This window comes from Stenotrophomonas sp. YJH_SMC_4 (assembly GCF_059371575.1).
In genome coordinates this window covers 436,142-454,081 of the sequence record NZ_JCAFUR010000001.1, presented here as the reverse complement: position 1 = coordinate 454,081, position 17,940 = coordinate 436,142, and the positions used below count along the sequence as shown (strand labels likewise).

The window sequence follows — 17,940 nt, the reverse complement described above, 5'->3', positions numbered from 1 at the left end:
AACCTGCGCAACCGGGATCGAGGCTGTTGAAGGCGAATACGCAATGACCGCGGCGCGGCAGCGCTCGATGTGGGTGGCGGGCCTGTCCACGGTAGTGGAGTGGTACGACTTCACCCTGTACCTCTATTTCGCCACGGTGCTGTCGCGGGTGTTCTTCGGCGGCGGCGAACAGGCGCTGCTGGTCACGCTGGCCGGCTTCGCGGTGTCCTACCTGATGCGCCCGCTCGGCGCGCTGTGCTTCGGCCACCTTGGCGACCGCCTGGGCCGGCGCTGGATGCTGCTGGCTTCGATGGCGTTGATGGCGGCGGCAATGCTGGCCACCGCGCTGCTGCCAACCGCGGCCACCGCAGGCACCACGGCGGGCGTACTGCTGCTGTTACTGCGCTGCGTGATGGCGTTTTCGGTGGGCGGCGAGTACACCGGCGTGGTGGCGTACCTGCTGGAAAGCGCACCGGCGCGGCGACGCGGCCTGGTGACCTCGTTGGCTTCGGCCGCCAGCGAGGTGGGTGCGCTGCTGGCGGTGGCGATCTCTGCGGTTACCGTGGCGCTGCTCGCGCCCGCGCAGCTGGACAGCTGGGGCTGGCGTATTCCGTTCTTCGTCGGCGCGGCGCTGGCACTGGTGATCCTGGTCGCACGCTCGGGCATGCACGAGTCGCCGGAGTTCGAGCGGCAGCGCCGCGAGGGCAGCATTCCCGCGACGCCGCTGAAGCATGTGCTGCGCAACCATCCGCTGGCGGTGGCGCGCACGTTCGCGATCTCGGCGCTGGGCTCGATTACTTACTACGTCGGCATCACCTATGTGCCCGCATTCCTGCATGCGCGGGGCCACGATGAGGGCGATGCGCTGTGGCTGTCGACGATTGCGGCAGTGGCGGTGATCGCGATCACGCCCCTGTGCGGCGCATTGTCCGACCGTGTCGGACGACGGCCGGTGCTGTTGGGCCTGACCGTGCTGGCAGCGCTGCTGCCGCTGTCCTTGTTCGCGTGGATGGCGCAGGCGACGCCGCTGGGCATCGCGCTGGCCGCGGTGTTGCTGGCCTGCGTGGCCGGTGGCGTGAGCGCGGTGGCGGCCCCGGCCACGGCCGAGCAGTTCCCCGGCGAAGGGCGGGTCAGCGGGCTGGCACTGGGGGTGACCATGGCCACGGCCGTGTTCGGCGGTGCAACGCCCTGGCTGGCGCAATGGTGGGTGGAACGCAGCGGCTGGGCGGCGGCGCCGGGCGCGATGATCGCACTGGTGGCGGTGCTGGTGCTGCCGGTGCTGTGGACCCTGCCCGAGACGGTCCCGGGCAGGGCCAAGCGCTAGCGGGTCAGACCTTCAGGGTCTGCTCGATGTCGGCCAGCACGGCGGCCGCATCGACGCCGATGGCAATCGACTGCACCACGTGGCCGTCCCACACGCTGGGGCCGAACGCCAGGCCTTCCGGCTTGGGAATGGTCATGCCGCGGGCGACGCCGTCGGTGGCCACGCGCACGCTGGCGCGCTCGAACTGGAACAGCTCCGGACGGGTCAGCGCGATGCAGGCGCAGCAGTCGTGCACGACCATGCCCTTGTGGCCGGCCTGCAGGTAGAAGTCCACGTAATCCTGCGACAGCGCACGCACCAGTTCGGCATCGGCACCACCGATCGCAGCCAGCTTGTCCAGGCCGTCACGGTCCATTTCCACGCGGGTGGTCACGTCCAGGCCGATGGCGGTGACCGGCCAGCTGGCGGTGAACACCACGTCGGCTGCTTCGGCGTCGCCCCAGATGTTGGCCTCGGCGGCCGGGGTGATGTTGCCGTTGACGTGGAAGGCGCCGCCCATGATCACCACGCCGCGCACCAGGCCGGCGATGTCCGGCGCCTGCTGCAGGGCCAGGGCCAGGTTGGTCATGCGGCCGACCGCGACCAGGGTCACCTCGCCCGGATGGGCGCGGACCAGGTCGATGATCAGCTGGTGGGCCGGGCGCGCATCGGCCGCCACGTCCAGGCTGGCCGGCACCGGGTGGTTGCCCAGGCCGTTGTGGCCATGGATGTGCACCGGCCAGGCTTCCGGGGTGGCTTCCGGCTGCAGCGGGCCGCCGGCACCGCGTGCGACCGGGGCGGCAAAGCCCCAGGCCTGCTTCAGGTACAGCGCATTGTGCGTGGTCGACTCCACCGAGGCATTGCCGAAGGTGGTGGTGACACCGATCAGGTCGATCTGGGCGTGCTTGTGCAGGTACAGCAGGGCCAGGGCGTCGTCGACGCCCGGGTCGGTATCGAAAATGACTTTCAGCATGTTGTTGTTCTTCTTCTTCCGTGTGGTGCGGGGGGCGCCGGCGGCCCGGAAGCAGGCCGGCGCGCCCTACATTGTCCCATCTTCATGACAGGCAGGGCCATTGCCGGGGAGGCAGGCCATAATGCCCCCAGTCCAGGCACGGAACCGCCGAATGCTGATCGTTGCCCTTCTGCTGGTCCTGCTGGTGCTGGGCCTGAACGTGGTGGCTACCGTGGTGATCGTCAGGCGCGATGGCCTCTCGGCAGGCGGCCGGACGGTGCAGTTGCTGCTGGTCTGGCTGCTGCCGCTGGTCGGCGCCATCCTGTGCATGGCGGTGGCCACGGCCGATGGCTCGGGCAGCCGGGGGGATGGCGGCGGAAGCCATGACACCTCCGTTGGCTATTCCAGTGACAACCACAGCCATCACAGCTACAGCAGCTCCGACTGCGGAAGCGGCGACAGCGGTGGGGGTGGTGACGGCGGCAGCTGCGGTGGCGGCGATTGATGAGACGTTCCAGGGTGCCGGCCAAGGTCACGTCCTGGTAGTGCCGGCCGCTGGCCGGCAACCTCATCCGCTCAACCGCCGCCTTCGGTCGGCAAGGGCGCCGGCACGTTCAACAGCCCGCCTGCTGCCACATAGGCGGCCAGAGCCTGGCCCTGGCTGAGCAGATGGCGCTCCATGGTGCGTTCGGCAGCCTGCGCGTCGCGGCGTCGGAAGCACTCCATCAGCTCGCGATGTTCGGCCAGCGACTGCGCGGTGCGCCCCGGTGTCAGCAGCTGGCGGCCGCGATGCATCTTCAGGATGCGATGCAGATCGTGGGTGATGCGGATCAGCCACGGGTTGCCGGCGTAGTGCTGCACGGTTTCGTGGATCAGGTAGTTGTTGCGGTAGTACTCGGCGATGTTGCCCTCGGCCGCCGCGGTTTCCATCGCCGCATGCAGGTCTTCCAGCTGCTGCACGCCGGCATCGTCGATGTGCCTGACCGCCTCGTGCGCGCAGCGACCTTCCAGCATCGCCATCACCGGGAACAGCTGGTTGAGGTCTTCCAGCGTCAACCGGGTGACCCGGCAGCCACGACCGGCATCGATCTGCACCAGGCCTTCGGCAGCCAGCAGCTTCAGCGCCTCGCGCAGCGGCGTACGGCTGATCCCCAGTTCTTCGCACAGTGCGGGCTCGTCGATCCACTCACCCGGCGGCAGGCGGTAATCGTAGATGCGTTCGCGCACGTGTTCGGCCACCTCTTCGTACAGAGGTGCGCGCTTCTTCGGTGACCGCGGGGCAGGGGCAATGGCCATGGAGGAAGTGTACCGCCAGGTAGTGCCGGCCGCTGGCCGGCAACCCATGATCGCTGGATGGCTTCATGGGATTGCCGGGCAGCGGCCGGCACTACCGTTGGGTGGTTACATCCAGCCCGGTACCACGAATACCAGCCAGGCCAGCAGCGGCCCCAGGGCCACCACCAGTCCGCTGTAGACCAGGAAGCGGCGGAACAGGGTCTCGCGTTCCTCCTTGGCTGCCGAAGCCACCACCAGTGCGCCATTGGTGGAGAACGGGCTGACATCGACGATGGTGGACGACACCGCCAGCGCGCAGATCACGCCGGCGGCGCTGAGGTGACCCTGCATCAGGAACGGCACCGCCAGCGGAATCGTGGCGCCCAGCACCGCAGCCGACGAGGCGAATGCGGAGACAATGCCGCCGACGTAGCAGACCAGCAGCGCGCCGAGCAGCGGAATGCCGATGTCGGACACGCCATTGCCGATGAAGTCCACCGCGCCGGCATGTTCCAGCACGCCGATGTAGGTCACCACACCGCAGATCAGCAGCACGGTGGACCAGCTGATGCCATCCACCGCGCCCTTCTGGCTTTGTGGCGACAGCAGTGCCAGCGCGACAGCCACGGTGATCGAGACCAGGCCGACGTTGAGGTTGTAGATCAGCGCGGCCACGCCCAGGCCGAGCAGGCCGATCAGGGTGAACAGCCGCTCGCGGGTCAGGCTCACCGCATCCAGTGCTGCCGGATCATTGCTGAGCGTGCCGCCGCCGGCTGCGACCAGCGCGCCATGGCCTTCGATGGCGAATTGGCGCGACGAGGCCTGTGGGCCACCGGCCATCGCCAGCTCGGCATTGCCGAGCGTTCCGGCCGCGGTGATCGAGCCACGCCGCAGCAGGGCGATGCCGCCGAACGCGAAGAAGCAGATCGTCGCCATCATGAAGTTGAAGCCCAGGCTGGTCAGGAATACCGCCATCTCGGTCACTTCCAGCCCGGCTTTCTGCACCACGCCGTTGGTGATGCTGCCGTACACGCTGATCGGCGAGAAGCCACCGGCCTGCGCGCCATGGATGACCAGCAGGCCCATCATCAGTGGATTGATGTTGTACTGCTTGGCAAAGCGCAGCGCGACCGGACCGATGATCGCGACCGCCGCCGGGCCCAGCGCACCGAACGCGGTGAGGACCGCGGTGATCACGAACATCACCCACGGAATGGCCACGATATGGCCGCGCACGGCTTTTACTGCCCAGTGCACCAGCAGGTCGATGGTGCCGTTCTTCTGCGCGATGGCGAACAGGTAGGTGATGCCGACCAGGGTCAGGAACAGATCGCCGGGAAAGCCGGCCAGGACCTCCTTGCCGCCCATGTCGACCCACAGCCCGCCGATGATGAAGGCCAGCGCGAAGGCGACGGCGCCCATGTTGATCGGCATCGCCGTGGCAACAATGAACATGATCACCAGACCGATGATCGTTGCGATTTGTGGACTCATGCGCCCTCCCAGACACGTGACTCACGTACAGCACGGATGGAGACCCGCCATCCCGGGGTAAGGCGACGTACGGCGTGTTGCGTGATACGTACTGCTCGAACCCGTTACTGCAGCCGCTCCAGCGCGCTGCGGACCCAGGCCGCCGCGCCTTCAAGGCTCTGGAACTCTTCCACCGCGCGCACCTCGCAGCACGGATAGGCCGGCGCGACCATGCGCGCCAGCGCGTTGCCCGGGCCCAGCTGCAGGAACACGCGCGCGCCGCGCTCGAAGGCCTGGCGCATCACCTGCGCCCATTCGATGGTCTGCGCCAGTTGCAACGACAGCGTGTGGACTGCCGTTGCGCGGTCCCGCACCGGTCGCGCATCGATGCCGGCCAGCAGCGGCAGGCGTGGGGCCTGCAGTGGCGATGCATCGAGTGCGGCAGCGAACGGTGCGACCGCCGTCGCCAGCAATGGTGTGTGTGCGGGCACGCGCACCGGCAGCAGACGGATGTCCGCGCCCTGCGCCCGCGCTGCATCGGCCAGCCGCTGCAACGAGGCGTGCGTGCCGCCCACGATGAAATGGTCCTGCCCGTTGGCGATGGCCACGTGCGCGCCGTGCAGATCGCACAGCGGCTGCAGTACATGGCGTTCCAGCCCGAGCACCGCCTGCAGGCCTGCATCGGCGGGGCTGGCGCCGTCCATCAACTGCGCACGTTGCGCAGCCAGCGCCAGGCAGGTGGTGGCATCGAAGCTGCCGGCGATGGCGTGCGCGGCGAGCTCGCCAATGCTGTAGCCGGCCACCAGCACCGGTGCAGGCACCGCTTCGCGAAGTCCCTGCCAGTGCGTGAGGCTGGCTGCACACAGCAAGGGCTGCGCCAGAGCATTGTCGAAGCGCGATTCGTCAGCAGCTGCCGCGAACACGTCGCGTCCAAGCACTGCGCTGGCGGTCTCCAGTACGTCGCGCACGGCGGGCAGATCGCGTACGCGGTCGAACATCGCCGCATGCTGCGCACCTTGGCCGGAGCAGAGAAGGGCAAGGCTCATGCGACCTCCTGCTGCAGCAGGAACCAGGCACAGGCCAGCAGGTCGGCACTGCCGCCGGGGCTCAGCCGGCGTGCGACGAATCCATCACCGATGCTGTGCAGGCGTGCCTGCCAGCCGGGTACGAAGGCGCCACCGGCATCGAGGAAGCCTCGCGCCTGTTGCTGGGCCCAGCGCAGGCCGTTGGCGCCGCCACGGTGCAGCAGGTTGAGGTCATCCACGCACGCGATCAGCTGCACCAGGGTCTGGCACATCGCGGCCTCGCGTGGCAGGTCGCTGGCCAGCGCGTGGCGCAGTGTAGGCAGTGCCACCTCGCGCAGCAGTGGGTAGCCGGCGGCCGCATGTTCGCGCACACCCTGCACGCCGTGCCGTGCGCGCGCGCGCTGGCCAGGGCTGTTCGCATCAAGTGGTGCGCCGGCGAGCTCGGCAGCCCATCGGCGCACTTCCTGGCAGACCTGCTCGGCTGCGATGGCACCGCCCGCGCGGCCCCGACAGGCAGCGGAAGCCGCCACCAGCAGGCCAAGGCTGAAGATCGCGCCGCGATGAGTGTTGATGCCCGCAGTGGCGTGCAGCATCGATATCTCCGCAGCGATGCCGTGCCGGCGCAACGTCTGGAACGGCGCCGCGCTGGCACCGGCGTCGGCCACGGCGACGAAGTAGTGGCGCAGCGTGAACAGGCTGCGCAGGAACGTGCCTGCGTCCATGTCGTGGTGGCTGCCGCTGTCGAATGGCGTGACCAACCCTGGCTTGGGTGCAAGGGCCAGTTCGGCGTGCAGGCTGGCGATGGCGAGGCGCCCCAGACGCGCGCTGTCCACGGCAGCTGGCCTGGCCGCCGGTTGCACGAGGGCGTTCACGCGCTCACCCCGGTGGAGGCGAACAACGCATCACGTAGTTCCAGTGCGGCACCATCGAGGCGCTTGACCAGTACCTCGCGGCTGCGCCCGGCGTATTCGCGCCAGTTCACCGCGCCACCATCCACCAGGCACAGTTCGCCATCGACCCGATGCCCGAAGGCGCTTTCCCAGTGCTGCAGGCGCTCGACCAGCAGGTCGGCCTGGCGTGCGTCACCCACCTGCCACAGCAGGTCGATGTCCGAGCGTGCATGCACATAGGGCAGGCCGCTGAGGTGCTGCCAGGCGAAGGCGCCGAACACGCGGGCCGGTGCAAGCCGCAGCATTGCCTGCAGTGCCGCCTGCCAATCAGCCGGAACGCCGCCGGCGAGAATCTCATCCAGGGCAGGGGGAGGCTGCAGGTGCTGGATGTCCTGCAGGGCCACGCGCAGCGCCAGCCGTTGCTTGCCTTCGCCTGGCGGCAGCGGCACCCCCAGGCGCAGCCGCGGGTCGGGATCATCCGCCGCACTGCGTGCCACCATGCCTGGCAGGCCCTGTGCGAACCATGCTGCCAGGCGCGGTTCGTGTGCAGTCACGTCAGCCCGCCAGTCGGCATCGGCCGACAGCCAGGCCAGCGTGTGGCGGGCAGGCCGCTCAGGCATCGCCGTGGGCCACCGCAGTCGAAACCCCTGCCGCCAGGGCGCGGCCGCCACGCTGTGCGCCGCGTGCGGCACGCAGGTCGCCTTCGGCGGGCGTGCGCAGGGCCTGCAGCAGGTGCTGGGAAAGATCGCCCTCCCACAACGAATCCACCGCGCCCATCGCCACGTAGTTTTCCACGCCCGGTGCGAACACCGGCGAGCTCTGGCTGAGCGCCTGCAGCTTCTCCAGCGGTTGCTTGGTCACCCGCGCCATTGCGCGCAGGTCCATCACCCGCACCTGTGCATCGGGCAGGGCGTGGATGTGGTCGGCCATCAGGCCGAATGAGAGGAAGCCGCCACTGACGGATTCTCCGTAGACCAGGGTGATCAGGCGCGCACCACGGCGGCGTGCCAGATCGAGCGTCTGCGCGAGATGCGCAAAGTAACCATTGATGCCCAACAGTTCGTCGCGCCGCGCCAGGCGCTGGCCCGCGGTATCCACCAGCATCACGATCGGCCGCTGTGGATGTGCGCCGGTGCTGGCAAGCACGGTTTCGGCCAGTGCCAGTGCGTGGTCCACGCCGACTTCGAGTTTGTCGGCGGTGCCGATCACGGTCACCTCGCCATCCTCGGTGGCAGCGCTGCCGGTCAGCACCGAATCGTTCACCGCAATGGCATGCCCATGCGGGAACAGGGCATCGAGCAGGGTCTGCAGCGGCATGCTCATGGCAGGCTCCGGTCGGCGGTGGCGATGAGGAACTCATCGGTGTCGAGCAGCGGTAGTCGCTCGGGGGCTGTGATGCCCTGACGGGCCCAGATCTCCAGGCCATCCCGGCAATCGCCCCAGGCCTGCACGCGCGCCTTCAGCGCCGCATGGCGTTCCTGCAGCGCGGCCAGTGCAGTGTCTGGATCGGTGCTGCTGGTATCGGGCTGCAGCGCGTTGCTGGCCGCCTGCGCGAAGGCCTCGATGGCATCGGGCACCAGCACCTGTGCCTGGTCGATCAGGTAGCGGTGCTTGCCTCCCGTTACGCGCCAGACCAGCGCGCGATCGCGGGAATCGAACTCTTCCACGCCGCGCACGGTTTCGATCACTTCCGGGCCGGACAGCGACAGGCGCCCCTCTTCGGACATGATGACCGTGCTGCAGCAGCGGGCGACGATGCCCATGCCGCCGAAGGCGCCGTTGCCGCTGCCGATCAGCGCGATCACCGGCACACCCGCTGCACGCGCGTCCAGGGTGGCGCGCATGATCTCGGAAATGGCGATGAGCCCTGCATTGGCTTCGTGCAGGCGCACACCACCGGTGTCCAGCAGCAGAAGCACGCCTTCGGGATGTGTTTCGGCTGCGCGGCGCAGCAGCCCGGTCAGTTTGGCACCGTGCACTTCGCCCACGCCGCCGCCCATGAATTCACCCTGCTGCGCGGCCAGCAGCACGCGTCGGCCACGCAGCGCGGCTTCGCCGACAACGATGCCGTCGTCGAACGCCGCGGGCTGGTCGAGCTGTGCCAGGTGCGGGCTTATCATCCGCCGCGCCGGGCCGAGGAATTCCCTGAAGGAACCGGCATCGACCAGGCTGGCGATACGCTCGCGCGCATCGGCTTCGTAGTAGCTGTAGCGCTGCGTCCGGTTCATCGTGGATCTCCAGCACGCAGGGTTTCCACGGCCTGGTCCAGGCGCAGGCTGACTACCGCCGGGGTCGCACCGGCATCGTTGATCGAGATGCTTACATCGCGCAGCGGATGACGCTGTGCGAAGTCGCTGATCACCGCTTGCCACACGCTGCCGAAGCCCTTCGCGGCGGTGATGATGCGCACCGTCATCGCGCCGTCCAGTGCGGCCGGCTCCAGCAGGATTTCCAGGTTGCCCGAGGCCAGCACGCCGACCAGCACCGCACCGCGCGGAAACTGCACCGCAGTGTGCCCTTCGAATCGATAGTCGAGGGTTTCCATGCTCAGCCCCTTACCAGTTGCGGAAGCGCTTGGGCGGGTCGTACAGACCGCCGGACCAGCGCACCAGGTCCTTCACCGAACGCGCCGCCAGCAGGTCACGGCTGGCATCGCGCACGGAGATGCCGAGGTCATCGGGACGGCGGATCACGCCGCGGTCGCGCAGGTTCTCCACCATCGCGCGGTCGCGCCCCATGCCCACGGCGGTATAGCCGGCCACGCCACGGATCGCCTGTTCGCGCTCCTCAGGGGTGCGGCACAGCAGCAGGTTGGCAATGCCTTCCTCGGTCAGCACATGGCTGACGTCGTCGCCGTAGATCATCACCGGCGGCAGCGGCATGTTCGCGCGTTCGGCCAGGTCCCAGGCGTCGAGGCGCTCGACGAAGGCCGGCGCCATGTGCTCGCGGAAGGTTTCCACCATCTGCACCACCAGCTTGCGCCCACGCGGCATCTCACCCGGGCGCGCGGCCTGCTGGCCGGCCTTGATCCAGGCCTCGCTGGCATGGCGCCGGCCACGTGCATCGGAACCCATGTTCGGTGCGCCACCGAAGCCGGCGATGCGGTCGCGGGTGGCGGTGGAGCTGTTGCCCTGCAGGTCGATCTGCAATGTGGAACCGATGAACATGTCGCAGGCATACAGGCCGGCGGTCTGCGAGAAGGCGCGGTTGGAACGCATCGAGCCATCGGCGCCGGTGAAGAACACATCGCCTCGCGCGGCGATGTACTTCTCCATGCCCAGTTCCGAACCGAACGAATGCACCGATCTGACGAAGCCCGATTCGATTGCCGGAATCAGTGCCGGGTGGGGGTTCAACGCCCAGTGCTGGCAGATCTTTTCCTTCAGGCCGAGCGATTCGGCGTAGGTGGGGAGCAGCAGTTCGATGGCCGCCGTGTCGAAGCCGATGCCATGGTTGAGGCGGTTCACGCCGTACTCGGCGTAGATGCCCTTGATCGCCATCATCGCCATCAACACCTGGATCTCGGAGATCTGCGCCGGGTCGCGGGTGAACAGCGGTTCGATATGGTTCGGCTTCGGCGCCTGCACCACGAAGTTGACCCAGTCAGCGGGAATGTCGACGCGGGGGAGGGTGTCGACGATCTCGTTGACCTGGGCGATGACGATGCCGCCACCGAAGGCGGTGGCTTCGACGATCACCGGCGTGTCTTCGGTGTTCGGCCCGGTGTACAGGTTGCCGTGCCGATCTGCGGCCTGCGCGGCGACCAGGGCCACGCGCGGGGTCAGGTCGATGAAGTAGCGGCCGAACAGTTCCAGGTAGGTGTGGATGGCACCGATCTGGATGCGCCCTTCAGCCACCAGGTTGGCCAACCGCACCGACTGCGGGCCGGAGAACGAGAAGTCCAGTTTCGAAGCGATGCCACGCTCGAATACATCCAGGTGCGACGGCAGCGACAGCACCGACTGCACCATGTGCAGGTCGTGCACGCGGGCCGGGTCAAGATCGGCCAGGGCCTGGGCGAGGAAATCGGCCTGCTTCTGGTTGTTGCCCTCCAGGCAGACCTTGTCGCCTGGCTCCAGCAGTGCGTGCAGCAGCTCGCCTACGTCGCCGGCGGCGACCTCGCGTCCCCGGGCCCACGGCGCGGCACGTTCCAGGCGGGCCTGGCGGCTGCGTTCCAACGTATCCCAGCTCGGGTTCATCGACCGGCTTCCGATTGGTGTCGATGTAATTACGAAATAATTACGAAGGGCGCCGCAACCTGCAGTGCAGCAAAAGGAAGGGCCCGCGCGGAGGCGGGCCCATTCAGGTAGGCCACGACCGTGGGTCGCGGCGGAGGGCGTGCCGACCAACGGTCGGCACCCACCAGGCACCCACCGGTTCGCGGGTTGCTCAGAACTTCCAGCGCAGGCTGGCCGACACGAAGCGCGGTTCGCCGTAGTTGTTGTAGTCCAGATTCGCCCAGTAGGTCTTGTCCAGTGCGTTGCGCACGCTCAGCGTTGCGGTCCAGCTGTCGCTGATGCGGTAGTTGGCATTGAACTGCACCAGCATGTAGGCCGGCTGGTTCACCGTCACCGTGCCGCCCAGCGGATAGGCGATGTTGTAGCCCTGCACCTTGCTCTGCCACTGCACGCCACCGCCAACGCTCAGGCGTTCCAGCGCACCGCGCAGCTGCAGCTGCGTGTTGAGCTGCAACAGATCCTTCGGCGGGTTGGCGTACAGCAGGTCGGTAGCCGCGCGGGTGACCTTGACGTGGGTGTAGCCGGCATTGACCGTCCAGCCCGGCAGGATCTCGCCGTTGACGTCCACTTCCCAGCCGCGTGCCTTGGTGCCGTTGACGCCGATGTAGGCGGAGGTGCCATCGCTCAGCGAACCTTCCGGCACGCCCATGTCGCGCACGGCGTAGTTGTCCTGCTTGGCCTCGAACACGGCGGCGTTGGCGGTCAGGCGGCCGTCCAGCCACTGGGTCTTGATGCCCGCTTCCAGGTTCGAACCCTGCACCGGTGCCAGCAGGTTCTCGTTGCGGTCCTTGAAGTTCTGCGGGTTGAAGATCTCGGTGTAACTGGCATAGGCCGACACGTTCGGAGTGATGTCGTAGACCAGGCCCACGTAGGGAGTGACTTCATCGCTCACCTTGTACGCGCCGCTGGTGCCGGTGTAGGTGCCAGCGGCGTTGTAGGAGCGGGTGAGGGTTTCCCAGCGGCTCAGGCGTGCGCCGGCAATCAGCGACAGCGGATCGGCCAGGCGCAGGCGGGTGGCCAGGTAGACGCCACTCTGCGTGGTCTTGGCCACGCGGCGCGCGCCGGTGCGGCGGTAGGTCACCTCGGAGATGTCGCCGTTCCAGTTGTACACGTTGGGAATGTAGTAGCAGCGCTCGCGTGCACCCGTGGCGCTGACACACGTTGCCCAGTCGCTCGGGAAGTTCAGTGCCAGGGTATTCGTCGTGCCTTCCAGGTCCGACCACTGTGCGCCGAGCGTCACGTCGTGGTCGCGGCCGAACAGATCGAAACTGCCGGTCAGGTAGGCGTCGACGTTGCGGCGGGTGTCCTTCGAATCACCGGCGGCTGCACGCAGGAAGATGCCCGAGCCGGTCACCGGGTCCGGCTCCCCGGTGCCGTACAGGCGCACGTTCTGCACGTTGCCACGGGTATAGGCGGTGTTGATCTTCAACAGCCAGTTGTCGCCGAAACGCTGTTCCAGGTTGGCGAAGGCGGTGTTGCTCTCGCGCTTCCAGTAGCTCCATTTCGGCGACAGGTTGGTCGAGCGCGGCAGGTGCGCGAAATGGCCCTGGTTGTCGAAGAACGGCACGGTGCCCCAGGTCGAGCCGGTGGGGTTGTTGTCCTGGCTCTGGTAACCGAGGGTGATCGTGGTGCTGTCGGTGACGTCGCCTTCCAGCACCGCCATGCCGGCCATCTTGTTCTCGTCGTAGCGGTCGTAATACAGGCCACGTTCGGTGTAGGCGGCGACCACGCGGCTGCGGAAGCGGCCGTCGGCGGTCAGCGGCGCGGTCACGTCGGCCTCCATGCGACGGTAGTCCCAGCTGCCGGCGCTGACCGCGAACGACGCATCGAATTCCTTGCCCGGGCGCTTGCGCAGCAGGTTGACCGTGGCCGACGGCACGCCGGCGCCGCTGAGCAGGCCGTTGGCGCCGCGGATCACTTCGATACGGTCGTAGAAGGCGGTGTCGTACTCCTGGTTGGTGGAGCCGCTGTAGGTGGGAATGCCATCGACCTGGAAGTCGGTGATGGCGAAGCCGCGCGCGTAGTACAGCGGGCGCTGCGTGTCATAGAAGGACACGCTCACGCCGGTTACGTTGCGCATCACATCGTTGATGCTGAACAGTGATTCGTCCTGCAGGCGCTGCAGGCTGATGGCGGTGGCGGACTGCGGGGTCTCCTGCAGGGTGATCGGCAGGCGCGTGGTGCTCGACGGTGGTGCGGACTGTTCGGCGCGGACGCTGACCCGGTCCAGGGTCTTGGCATCGGCAGTGCCATCGGCGGCGGCGAACGCGCTGGGCGCGGCCAGCAGGGTCAGCGACGAAAGCAGGGCAGCCGGCAGCAACGCGCGGCGGGGCAGGCGGTTACGGAGGATCAGGGACATGGTGGGCTCGAGGCTCGGAAGCGGGGAAGGGCGGCAACAGTCGTCCAGCACCCGGGCGGCGGCTTCGGGCACGGTCAGGTCCATCTGGGGAGGTGCGATCACTGCACAGGACGCAAATGTAAATAATTCTTAACAACATTACAATTCGCGTCATTTGCAGGGGCTCTCCGGCGCAGAGCAGTGGCGGGCCGGGGTCGGATCCTGTTGCCGCAGGCAATGGGCTCTGACCCCATCATCGGATCCCAAGCGCAGGTCAGAGCCCTTCCGTGCGGGAGGGATCCGACCCACCTCGCACAAAAACAGACGGCCACCCGAAGGTGGCCGTCCGTCTGCATCGAAAGCAAACTGCGGGCTTACAGCGCCTGCAGTTCCTCGTTGGCGTTGCGCTTTTCCTTGGCCGCTGCCGGCACTGCAGCCGCAGCAGGCGATGCCGCGTTCGCATCCACCGGCACCTCCAGATACGGCAGATGCAGGGTCTGGCTGGTCAGCGTACGGATCTCGTTGACCAGCGCGGCGCTGTCGTTGAGCTTGCGCCCGTACGACGGCACGATCTCGCGCAGGCGGGCTTCCCAGCCGGCCTTCATCTGGTCCGGGAAGGCCTTGGCCATCAGGTCCAGCATGATCGGCGGCGAGGTCGACGCACCCGGCGAAGCGCCGAGCAGGGCGGCGATGGTGTGGTCCTTGTCGGTCACGATCTCGGTACCGAACTGCAGCACCGGGCCCTTCAGCGGATCACGCTTGATGATCTGCACGCGCTGGCCGGCGGTGACCAGCTTCCAGTCACCCGGCTTGGCAGTGGGGAAGTACTTGACCAGCTCGGCCTGGCGGTCGGCATCGTTCAGGCGCGCCTGGCCCATCAGGTACTGCACCAGGTCCAGGTTGTCCTTGCCCACTTCCAGCATCGGGCCGACGTTGTTGTGGTTCACCGACGAGTACAGGTCCCACCACGAACCGTGCTTGAGGAACTTGGTGCTGTACAGCGCGAACGGCCCGAACAGGACCACCGGCTTGCCGTCCAGCTTGCGCGCATCCAGGTGCGGCACCGACATCGGCGGCGAGCCGGTCTCGGCCATGCCGTAGGCCTTCACGCCGTGGCGCGAGGTCACGTCCTGGCCCTGGAAGGCGAGGAACTGGCCACCGACCGGGAAGCCGGCGTAGTCCTTCGATTCCGGAATGCCGGACATCTGCAGCAGCTTCAGTGCAGCGCCACCGGCACCGATGAACACGAAGCGGGCGTGGGTGGTGGACTCGGTGCCGGCCTTGAGGTCCTTCACCGTCACGTTCCAGCTCTTGTCGGCGTTCTGCCGCAGCGCGCTCACTTCGTGGTTGAGGTGCAGGCTGAAGTTCGGGCTGCGCTGCAGGCCGGCGGTCAGCTGGCGGGTGATCACGCCGAAGTTGACGTCGGTGCCCAGCGGCATCCAGGTCGCGGCAACCTTCTGCTTCGGGTCACGGCCTTCCATCAGCAGCGGGGCCCACTGCTTGATCTGAGCCGGATCCTCCGAGTACTGCATGCCGTAGAACAGCGGATTCTTCACCAGGGCCTGCTGGCGCTTGTGCAGGTAGGCGATGTTGTCATCGCCCCAGACGAAGCTCATGTGCGGGGTCGGGTTGATGAAGTCGCTGGGCTGGCTCAGCCGGCCTTCCTTCACCTGGTGCGACCAGAACTGGCGCGAGACCTCGAACGATTCGGCGATGCCGACTGCGCGCTTGGTTTCGATGCTGCCGTCGGGCAGTTCCGGGGTGTAGTTCAGTTCGGCGAAGGCCGAGTGGCCGGTGCCGGCGTTGTTCCAGCCGTCGGAGCTTTCACCGGCGACGCCGTCGAGGCGTTCGTAGACCTGGATGTTCCAGTCCGGCTGCAGTTCCTGCAGGTAGGTGGCCAGGGTGATGCTCATGATGCCGGCGCCGACCAGCACAACGTCGACGGGCTTGTCGTTGCTGGCGGCGGGCACCGAGCGCTGGGTCAGCGGCCAGTACAGGAACAGCGCGGCGGCCAGCAACAGCAGCACGAGCAGGGCGAGAAGAGCCTTGCCAAATTTCTTCATGGGGGCGGGATCGTTGGCGGAGGGGAAGGGGTCAGGATGCGCGTGGGGCAGGGAAAGGGCGTGAAGAAACAACGCCTTGCAGCATCCATATGCGATTCTAACCGGATCCGGTCTGTTTTTGATGCAACGCAGCATCCGGCGTTTCGCGCCATCCTCACCCGCTAGCGCCGGGTGATGCCCGGCGAACGAAGCCTTGCCAGCGTCAGGCCATCCCTGGCGACAGCTTCACTCAGACCAGCTCAAGAATCTCGTCGCCGGCCTCATCAATCTCGCCGGTCGGGCGCCAGCCCAGGCGCCGGTAGAAGCCATGCGAGCGCGAGCGTGGGTCGGCCGAACAGGCCAGGAACAGGCGTTGGTGGCCGGCATCGCGGGTCAGGCTGACCACGTCCTGCAGTAGCTGGCGACCGAGGCCGCGGCCTTCATACTCGGGCAGCAGGGCCAGCACCAGCACCTCGCCGCTGTCGCGGTCGGCGAAGCAGTAGCCGGCCATGCGCTCGCCCTCCCAGGCGACGCGGCCGATCGAATCGCCCTGGGCGATGCCGGCCGCCCAGCTGTCCTCGGTGCCCAGCTCTGCCAACTGCGCGGCGCTGAAGGCGTTTTCGCGGGTGCGCCCGCGCAGGTCGATGCAGGCGGCGGCATCTTCGGGGCGCGCATCGCGGACGAATACAGGCATGCAGGGCATCCTTGCGGTGATCGGCCGACCAGTATCCGCATCACGCATGGACCCGGTGTGGAGGTTGCGTGGAGATTGGATGGAGTAAAAAAGGGACGGAGGGGATTAAGTCGCTTTCGACCCGACTTCTCCATGGCCCGGGCTCGACAACTCCTGACTACCAAGCGATGCATTCCGAACGCTTGGCTGCCCTGGTGGTATCAGGTCGCAGTGAGGCCCTCCTGTCGCAGCAAGGCAAGGTACCTTCCACCTTCATCGTCAGCGTCGAATATGTCCTCGCCATCCAATGCATACGCCCTGAGCAGGTACTCAAGGGCCCGATCCCGCTGCCCCAGAAGTTCGTTGCATTGGCCAACGCGATACAGGATGAAGGGATTGGTATGCCCGTCCGGACCATTCAATGCATCCATGAAGTACTTCAGGGCGGTCACTACGTCACCAGAAAGAAAGCTCGCGTCTCCAAGTGAAGCACAGAGCCACGTGTAGGCCTCCCAATCCTTGGCAGGAGCTGGCAACGCTTCTAAAGCCTGCAGCCAACACCGAGTCGCGCCAGCATGGTCATCGGCATCCATGAGGACGTTTCCCTGCTCTGAGAGGTCAGTGACCCGCTCATAGATTTCGTCAGGAAGTTCCATTCGGTTTGACTCACAATTGGCAAGCTTTCCAGCCTACGTAAAACAAGTACATCTGTCGGCTGGCAATTGAGCTATTCGGTGTCGCAATTGCCTCGAATTTTGGCCGCGTGAGCCGAAAGCGGGTGCCGACCAAGATCTACATCCCCTGGGAGGCCAGCTCAGCGCTTGCGCCGGATCAGTGCCGAGGAGGCCTCCAGCACCGCGCGGGTCAGCAAGGCCATGGTCTGCACGTCGCCCTTCCAATGCTGCCAGTACAGCGGCACGTCTTCCCACGCGCGCTGGCGCACGTAGACCAGGCGGCCCGCGTCCAGGTGCCGCTTGACCAGCGGCAACGGATTCATCGTCCAGCCCATGCCGCCAAGGTTGGCCTGCACGAAGGCGCGCGTGGACGGAATCCACCAGGTCGGCGCGGTGCTGGGCAGGTCGTCGCCGGCCATGCGCCGGGCGAAGCGCGACTGCATGTCGTCCTTGCGGTTGAACACCAGCACCGGGGCCTGCGCCAGCGCCTGCGCGGTCACGCCCTTGGCGAAATGACGCTCGCGGAACTCGGGGGTACAGGTGGCGGCGTAGCGGATGCTGCCCAGCGCATGGATCTGGCAGCCCTGCACCGGCTCGTCCAGGGTGGTCACCGCGCCCAGCACCGTGCCCTGGCGCAGCAGCTCCACGGTGTGGTCCTGGTCCTCCACGCGCAGGTCCAGCGTAGTGCCGGTGGTCTGCGCGAACTGGTAGGCCGCCTGCGGGAACCAGGTTTCCAGGCTGTCGTGGTTCACCGCCACCGGGATGCTGGCCTGTGGCAGGTCCTCATCGGCCAGGCCCATCCGGTGCAGCGCATCGTGCTCGAGCAGGGCGGTCTGCTCGGCCAGCTGCACCAGCAACTGCCCCTCGGCGGTGGCGGTGGCCGGGGTGCCGCGCTTGACCAGCAGCCGGCCGATCCGGTCCTCCAGCGCCTTGACCCGCTGCGAGATGGCGGACGGGGTGACATTCAGCGACTGCGCGGCGCGGTCGAAGCTGCCTTCGCGGATCACTGCGGCCAGGGCACGCAGCTGGGCATGGTCGATACGCATCGAATTAAGTTCCGCTAATGTTGGTTTAGGAA

General features: G+C 67.2%; 17 protein-coding genes. 2 read left to right on the top strand and 15 right to left on the bottom strand.

Going from position 1 to position 17,940, the window contains the following annotated elements:
- The first annotated feature begins 43 nt into the window (after window positions 1-43).
- A complete protein-coding gene (locus AC5P9F_RS02155) occupies window positions 44-1,303 on the top strand; it encodes an MFS transporter (RefSeq protein WP_005408507.1) in 1,260 nt (419 codons plus the stop codon).
- Between the two features lie 4 nt (window positions 1,304-1,307).
- Here the strand turns inward: AC5P9F_RS02155 and AC5P9F_RS02150 are convergent, their stop codons facing one another.
- Window positions 1,308-2,255 (bottom strand): nucleoside hydrolase, encoded by a 948-nt coding sequence (locus tag AC5P9F_RS02150; protein ID WP_004147861.1) that lies wholly within the window; start codon window positions 2,253-2,255, stop codon window positions 1,308-1,310.
- A gap of 151 nt (window positions 2,256-2,406) precedes the next feature.
- On the opposite strand from AC5P9F_RS02150, the gene AC5P9F_RS02145 reads away from it, so the two are divergent.
- On the top strand, window positions 2,407-2,739 hold the full coding sequence (locus tag AC5P9F_RS02145) for a hypothetical protein (RefSeq protein WP_043034145.1): 333 nt from the start codon (window positions 2,407-2,409) through the stop codon (window positions 2,737-2,739).
- A gap of 71 nt (window positions 2,740-2,810) precedes the next feature.
- Here AC5P9F_RS02145 and AC5P9F_RS02140 read toward each other — a convergent pair whose 3' ends face one another.
- The 14 genes from AC5P9F_RS02140 to AC5P9F_RS02075 all read right to left on the bottom strand — a co-directional run bounded on the left by AC5P9F_RS02140 (window position 2,811) and on the right by AC5P9F_RS02075 (window position 17,908).
- The gene (locus tag AC5P9F_RS02140; RefSeq protein WP_024957000.1) at window positions 2,811-3,530 is read right to left on the bottom strand and encodes a GntR family transcriptional regulator; all 720 of its coding nucleotides are present in this window, start codon (window positions 3,528-3,530) and stop codon (window positions 2,811-2,813) included.
- 105 nt (window positions 3,531-3,635) lie between these two features.
- Window positions 3,636-5,003 (bottom strand): SLC13 family permease, encoded by a 1,368-nt coding sequence (locus AC5P9F_RS02135; protein WP_005408510.1) that lies wholly within the window; start codon window positions 5,001-5,003, stop codon window positions 3,636-3,638.
- A 104-nt stretch (window positions 5,004-5,107) separates the two neighbouring features.
- Window positions 5,108-6,028, bottom strand: coding sequence for a malonate decarboxylase subunit epsilon (gene mdcH / locus AC5P9F_RS02130; protein ID WP_100437997.1), 921 nt, complete (start codon window positions 6,026-6,028; stop codon window positions 5,108-5,110).
- The gene (gene mdcB, locus AC5P9F_RS02125; RefSeq protein WP_100437998.1) at window positions 6,025-6,840 is read right to left on the bottom strand and encodes a triphosphoribosyl-dephospho-CoA synthase MdcB; all 816 of its coding nucleotides are present in this window, start codon (window positions 6,838-6,840) and stop codon (window positions 6,025-6,027) included. Before mdcB ends, mdcH begins: the two co-directional genes overlap by 4 nt.
- Window positions 6,841-6,875: 35 nt before the next feature.
- Window positions 6,876-7,517, bottom strand: coding sequence for a malonate decarboxylase holo-[acyl-carrier-protein] synthase (gene mdcG / locus AC5P9F_RS02120; protein ID WP_060380857.1), 642 nt, complete (start codon window positions 7,515-7,517; stop codon window positions 6,876-6,878).
- On the bottom strand, window positions 7,510-8,214 hold the full coding sequence (mdcE, locus tag AC5P9F_RS02115) for a biotin-independent malonate decarboxylase subunit gamma (RefSeq protein WP_012479428.1): 705 nt from the start codon (window positions 8,212-8,214) through the stop codon (window positions 7,510-7,512). Before mdcE ends, mdcG begins: the two co-directional genes overlap by 8 nt.
- A 2-nt stretch (window positions 8,215-8,216) precedes the next feature.
- Window positions 8,217-9,125: a biotin-independent malonate decarboxylase subunit beta gene (locus AC5P9F_RS02110; protein WP_049397624.1), complete on the bottom strand. Its 909-nt coding sequence runs from the start codon at window positions 9,123-9,125 to the stop codon at window positions 8,217-8,219.
- The gene (mdcC, locus tag AC5P9F_RS02105) at window positions 9,122-9,442 is read right to left on the bottom strand and encodes a malonate decarboxylase acyl carrier protein (RefSeq protein ID WP_060380584.1); all 321 of its coding nucleotides are present in this window, start codon (window positions 9,440-9,442) and stop codon (window positions 9,122-9,124) included. Before mdcC ends, AC5P9F_RS02110 begins: the two co-directional genes overlap by 4 nt.
- Before the next feature lie 10 nt (window positions 9,443-9,452).
- Entirely contained in the window at window positions 9,453-11,096 is a 1,644-nt protein-coding gene (gene mdcA / locus AC5P9F_RS02100) for a malonate decarboxylase subunit alpha (RefSeq protein ID WP_049397622.1), read from the bottom strand.
- 190 nt (window positions 11,097-11,286) lie between these two features.
- Complete coding sequence (locus AC5P9F_RS02095) at window positions 11,287-13,494, bottom strand: TonB-dependent siderophore receptor (protein WP_060380586.1); 2,208 nt, start codon at window positions 13,492-13,494, stop codon at window positions 11,287-11,289.
- Window positions 13,495-13,847: 353 nt separating this feature from the next.
- Window positions 13,848-15,536 (bottom strand): malate dehydrogenase (quinone), encoded by a 1,689-nt coding sequence (gene mqo, locus AC5P9F_RS02090; protein WP_087802937.1) that lies wholly within the window; start codon window positions 15,534-15,536, stop codon window positions 13,848-13,850.
- Window positions 15,537-15,765: 229 nt separating this feature from the next.
- On the bottom strand, window positions 15,766-16,209 hold the full coding sequence (locus tag AC5P9F_RS02085; protein WP_495231882.1) for a GNAT family N-acetyltransferase: 444 nt from the start codon (window positions 16,207-16,209) through the stop codon (window positions 15,766-15,768).
- A 200-nt stretch (window positions 16,210-16,409) separates the two neighbouring features.
- On the bottom strand, window positions 16,410-16,844 hold the full coding sequence (locus AC5P9F_RS02080) for a tetratricopeptide repeat protein (protein WP_012479434.1): 435 nt from the start codon (window positions 16,842-16,844) through the stop codon (window positions 16,410-16,412).
- A gap of 158 nt (window positions 16,845-17,002) precedes the next feature.
- Window positions 17,003-17,908, bottom strand: a complete 906-nt coding sequence (locus tag AC5P9F_RS02075) for a LysR family transcriptional regulator ArgP (protein WP_005408522.1) — start codon at window positions 17,906-17,908, stop codon at window positions 17,003-17,005.
- Window positions 17,909-17,940: the final 32 nt, after the last annotated feature.

Excerpts from the sequence above, each read along its gene's own strand:
- AC5P9F_RS02085 (WP_495231882.1), bottom strand. The coding sequence starts at position 16,209 with ATGCCTGTATTCGTCCGCGATGCGCGCCCCGAAGATGCCGCCGCCTGC.
- AC5P9F_RS02150 (WP_004147861.1), bottom strand. The coding sequence starts at position 2,255 with ATGCTGAAAGTCATTTTCGATACCGACCCGGGCGTCGACGACGCCCTG.
- mdcE (WP_012479428.1), bottom strand. The coding sequence starts at position 8,214 with ATGCCGCTGCAGACCCTGCTCGATGCCCTGTTCCCGCATGGGCATGCC.
- AC5P9F_RS02140 (WP_024957000.1), bottom strand. The coding sequence starts at position 3,530 with ATGGCCATTGCCCCTGCCCCGCGGTCACCGAAGAAGCGCGCACCTCTG.
- AC5P9F_RS02155 (WP_005408507.1), top strand. The coding sequence starts at position 44 with ATGACCGCGGCGCGGCAGCGCTCGATGTGGGTGGCGGGCCTGTCCACG.
- AC5P9F_RS02080 (WP_012479434.1), bottom strand. The coding sequence starts at position 16,844 with ATGGAACTTCCTGACGAAATCTATGAGCGGGTCACTGACCTCTCAGAG.
- AC5P9F_RS02110 (WP_049397624.1), bottom strand. The coding sequence starts at position 9,125 with ATGAACCGGACGCAGCGCTACAGCTACTACGAAGCCGATGCGCGCGAG.
- mdcC (WP_060380584.1), bottom strand. The coding sequence starts at position 9,442 with ATGGAAACCCTCGACTATCGATTCGAAGGGCACACTGCGGTGCAGTTT.
- AC5P9F_RS02075 (WP_005408522.1), bottom strand. The coding sequence starts at position 17,908 with ATGCGTATCGACCATGCCCAGCTGCGTGCCCTGGCCGCAGTGATCCGC.
- mdcA (WP_049397622.1), bottom strand. The coding sequence starts at position 11,096 with ATGAACCCGAGCTGGGATACGTTGGAACGCAGCCGCCAGGCCCGCCTG.
- mqo (WP_087802937.1), bottom strand. The coding sequence starts at position 15,536 with ATGAAGAAATTTGGCAAGGCTCTTCTCGCCCTGCTCGTGCTGCTGTTG.
- mdcH (WP_100437997.1), bottom strand. The coding sequence starts at position 6,028 with ATGAGCCTTGCCCTTCTCTGCTCCGGCCAAGGTGCGCAGCATGCGGCG.
- AC5P9F_RS02145 (WP_043034145.1), top strand. The coding sequence starts at position 2,407 with ATGCTGATCGTTGCCCTTCTGCTGGTCCTGCTGGTGCTGGGCCTGAAC.
- mdcG (WP_060380857.1), bottom strand. The coding sequence starts at position 7,517 with ATGCCTGAGCGGCCTGCCCGCCACACGCTGGCCTGGCTGTCGGCCGAT.
- AC5P9F_RS02095 (WP_060380586.1), bottom strand. The coding sequence starts at position 13,494 with ATGTCCCTGATCCTCCGTAACCGCCTGCCCCGCCGCGCGTTGCTGCCG.
- AC5P9F_RS02135 (WP_005408510.1), bottom strand. The coding sequence starts at position 5,003 with ATGAGTCCACAAATCGCAACGATCATCGGTCTGGTGATCATGTTCATT.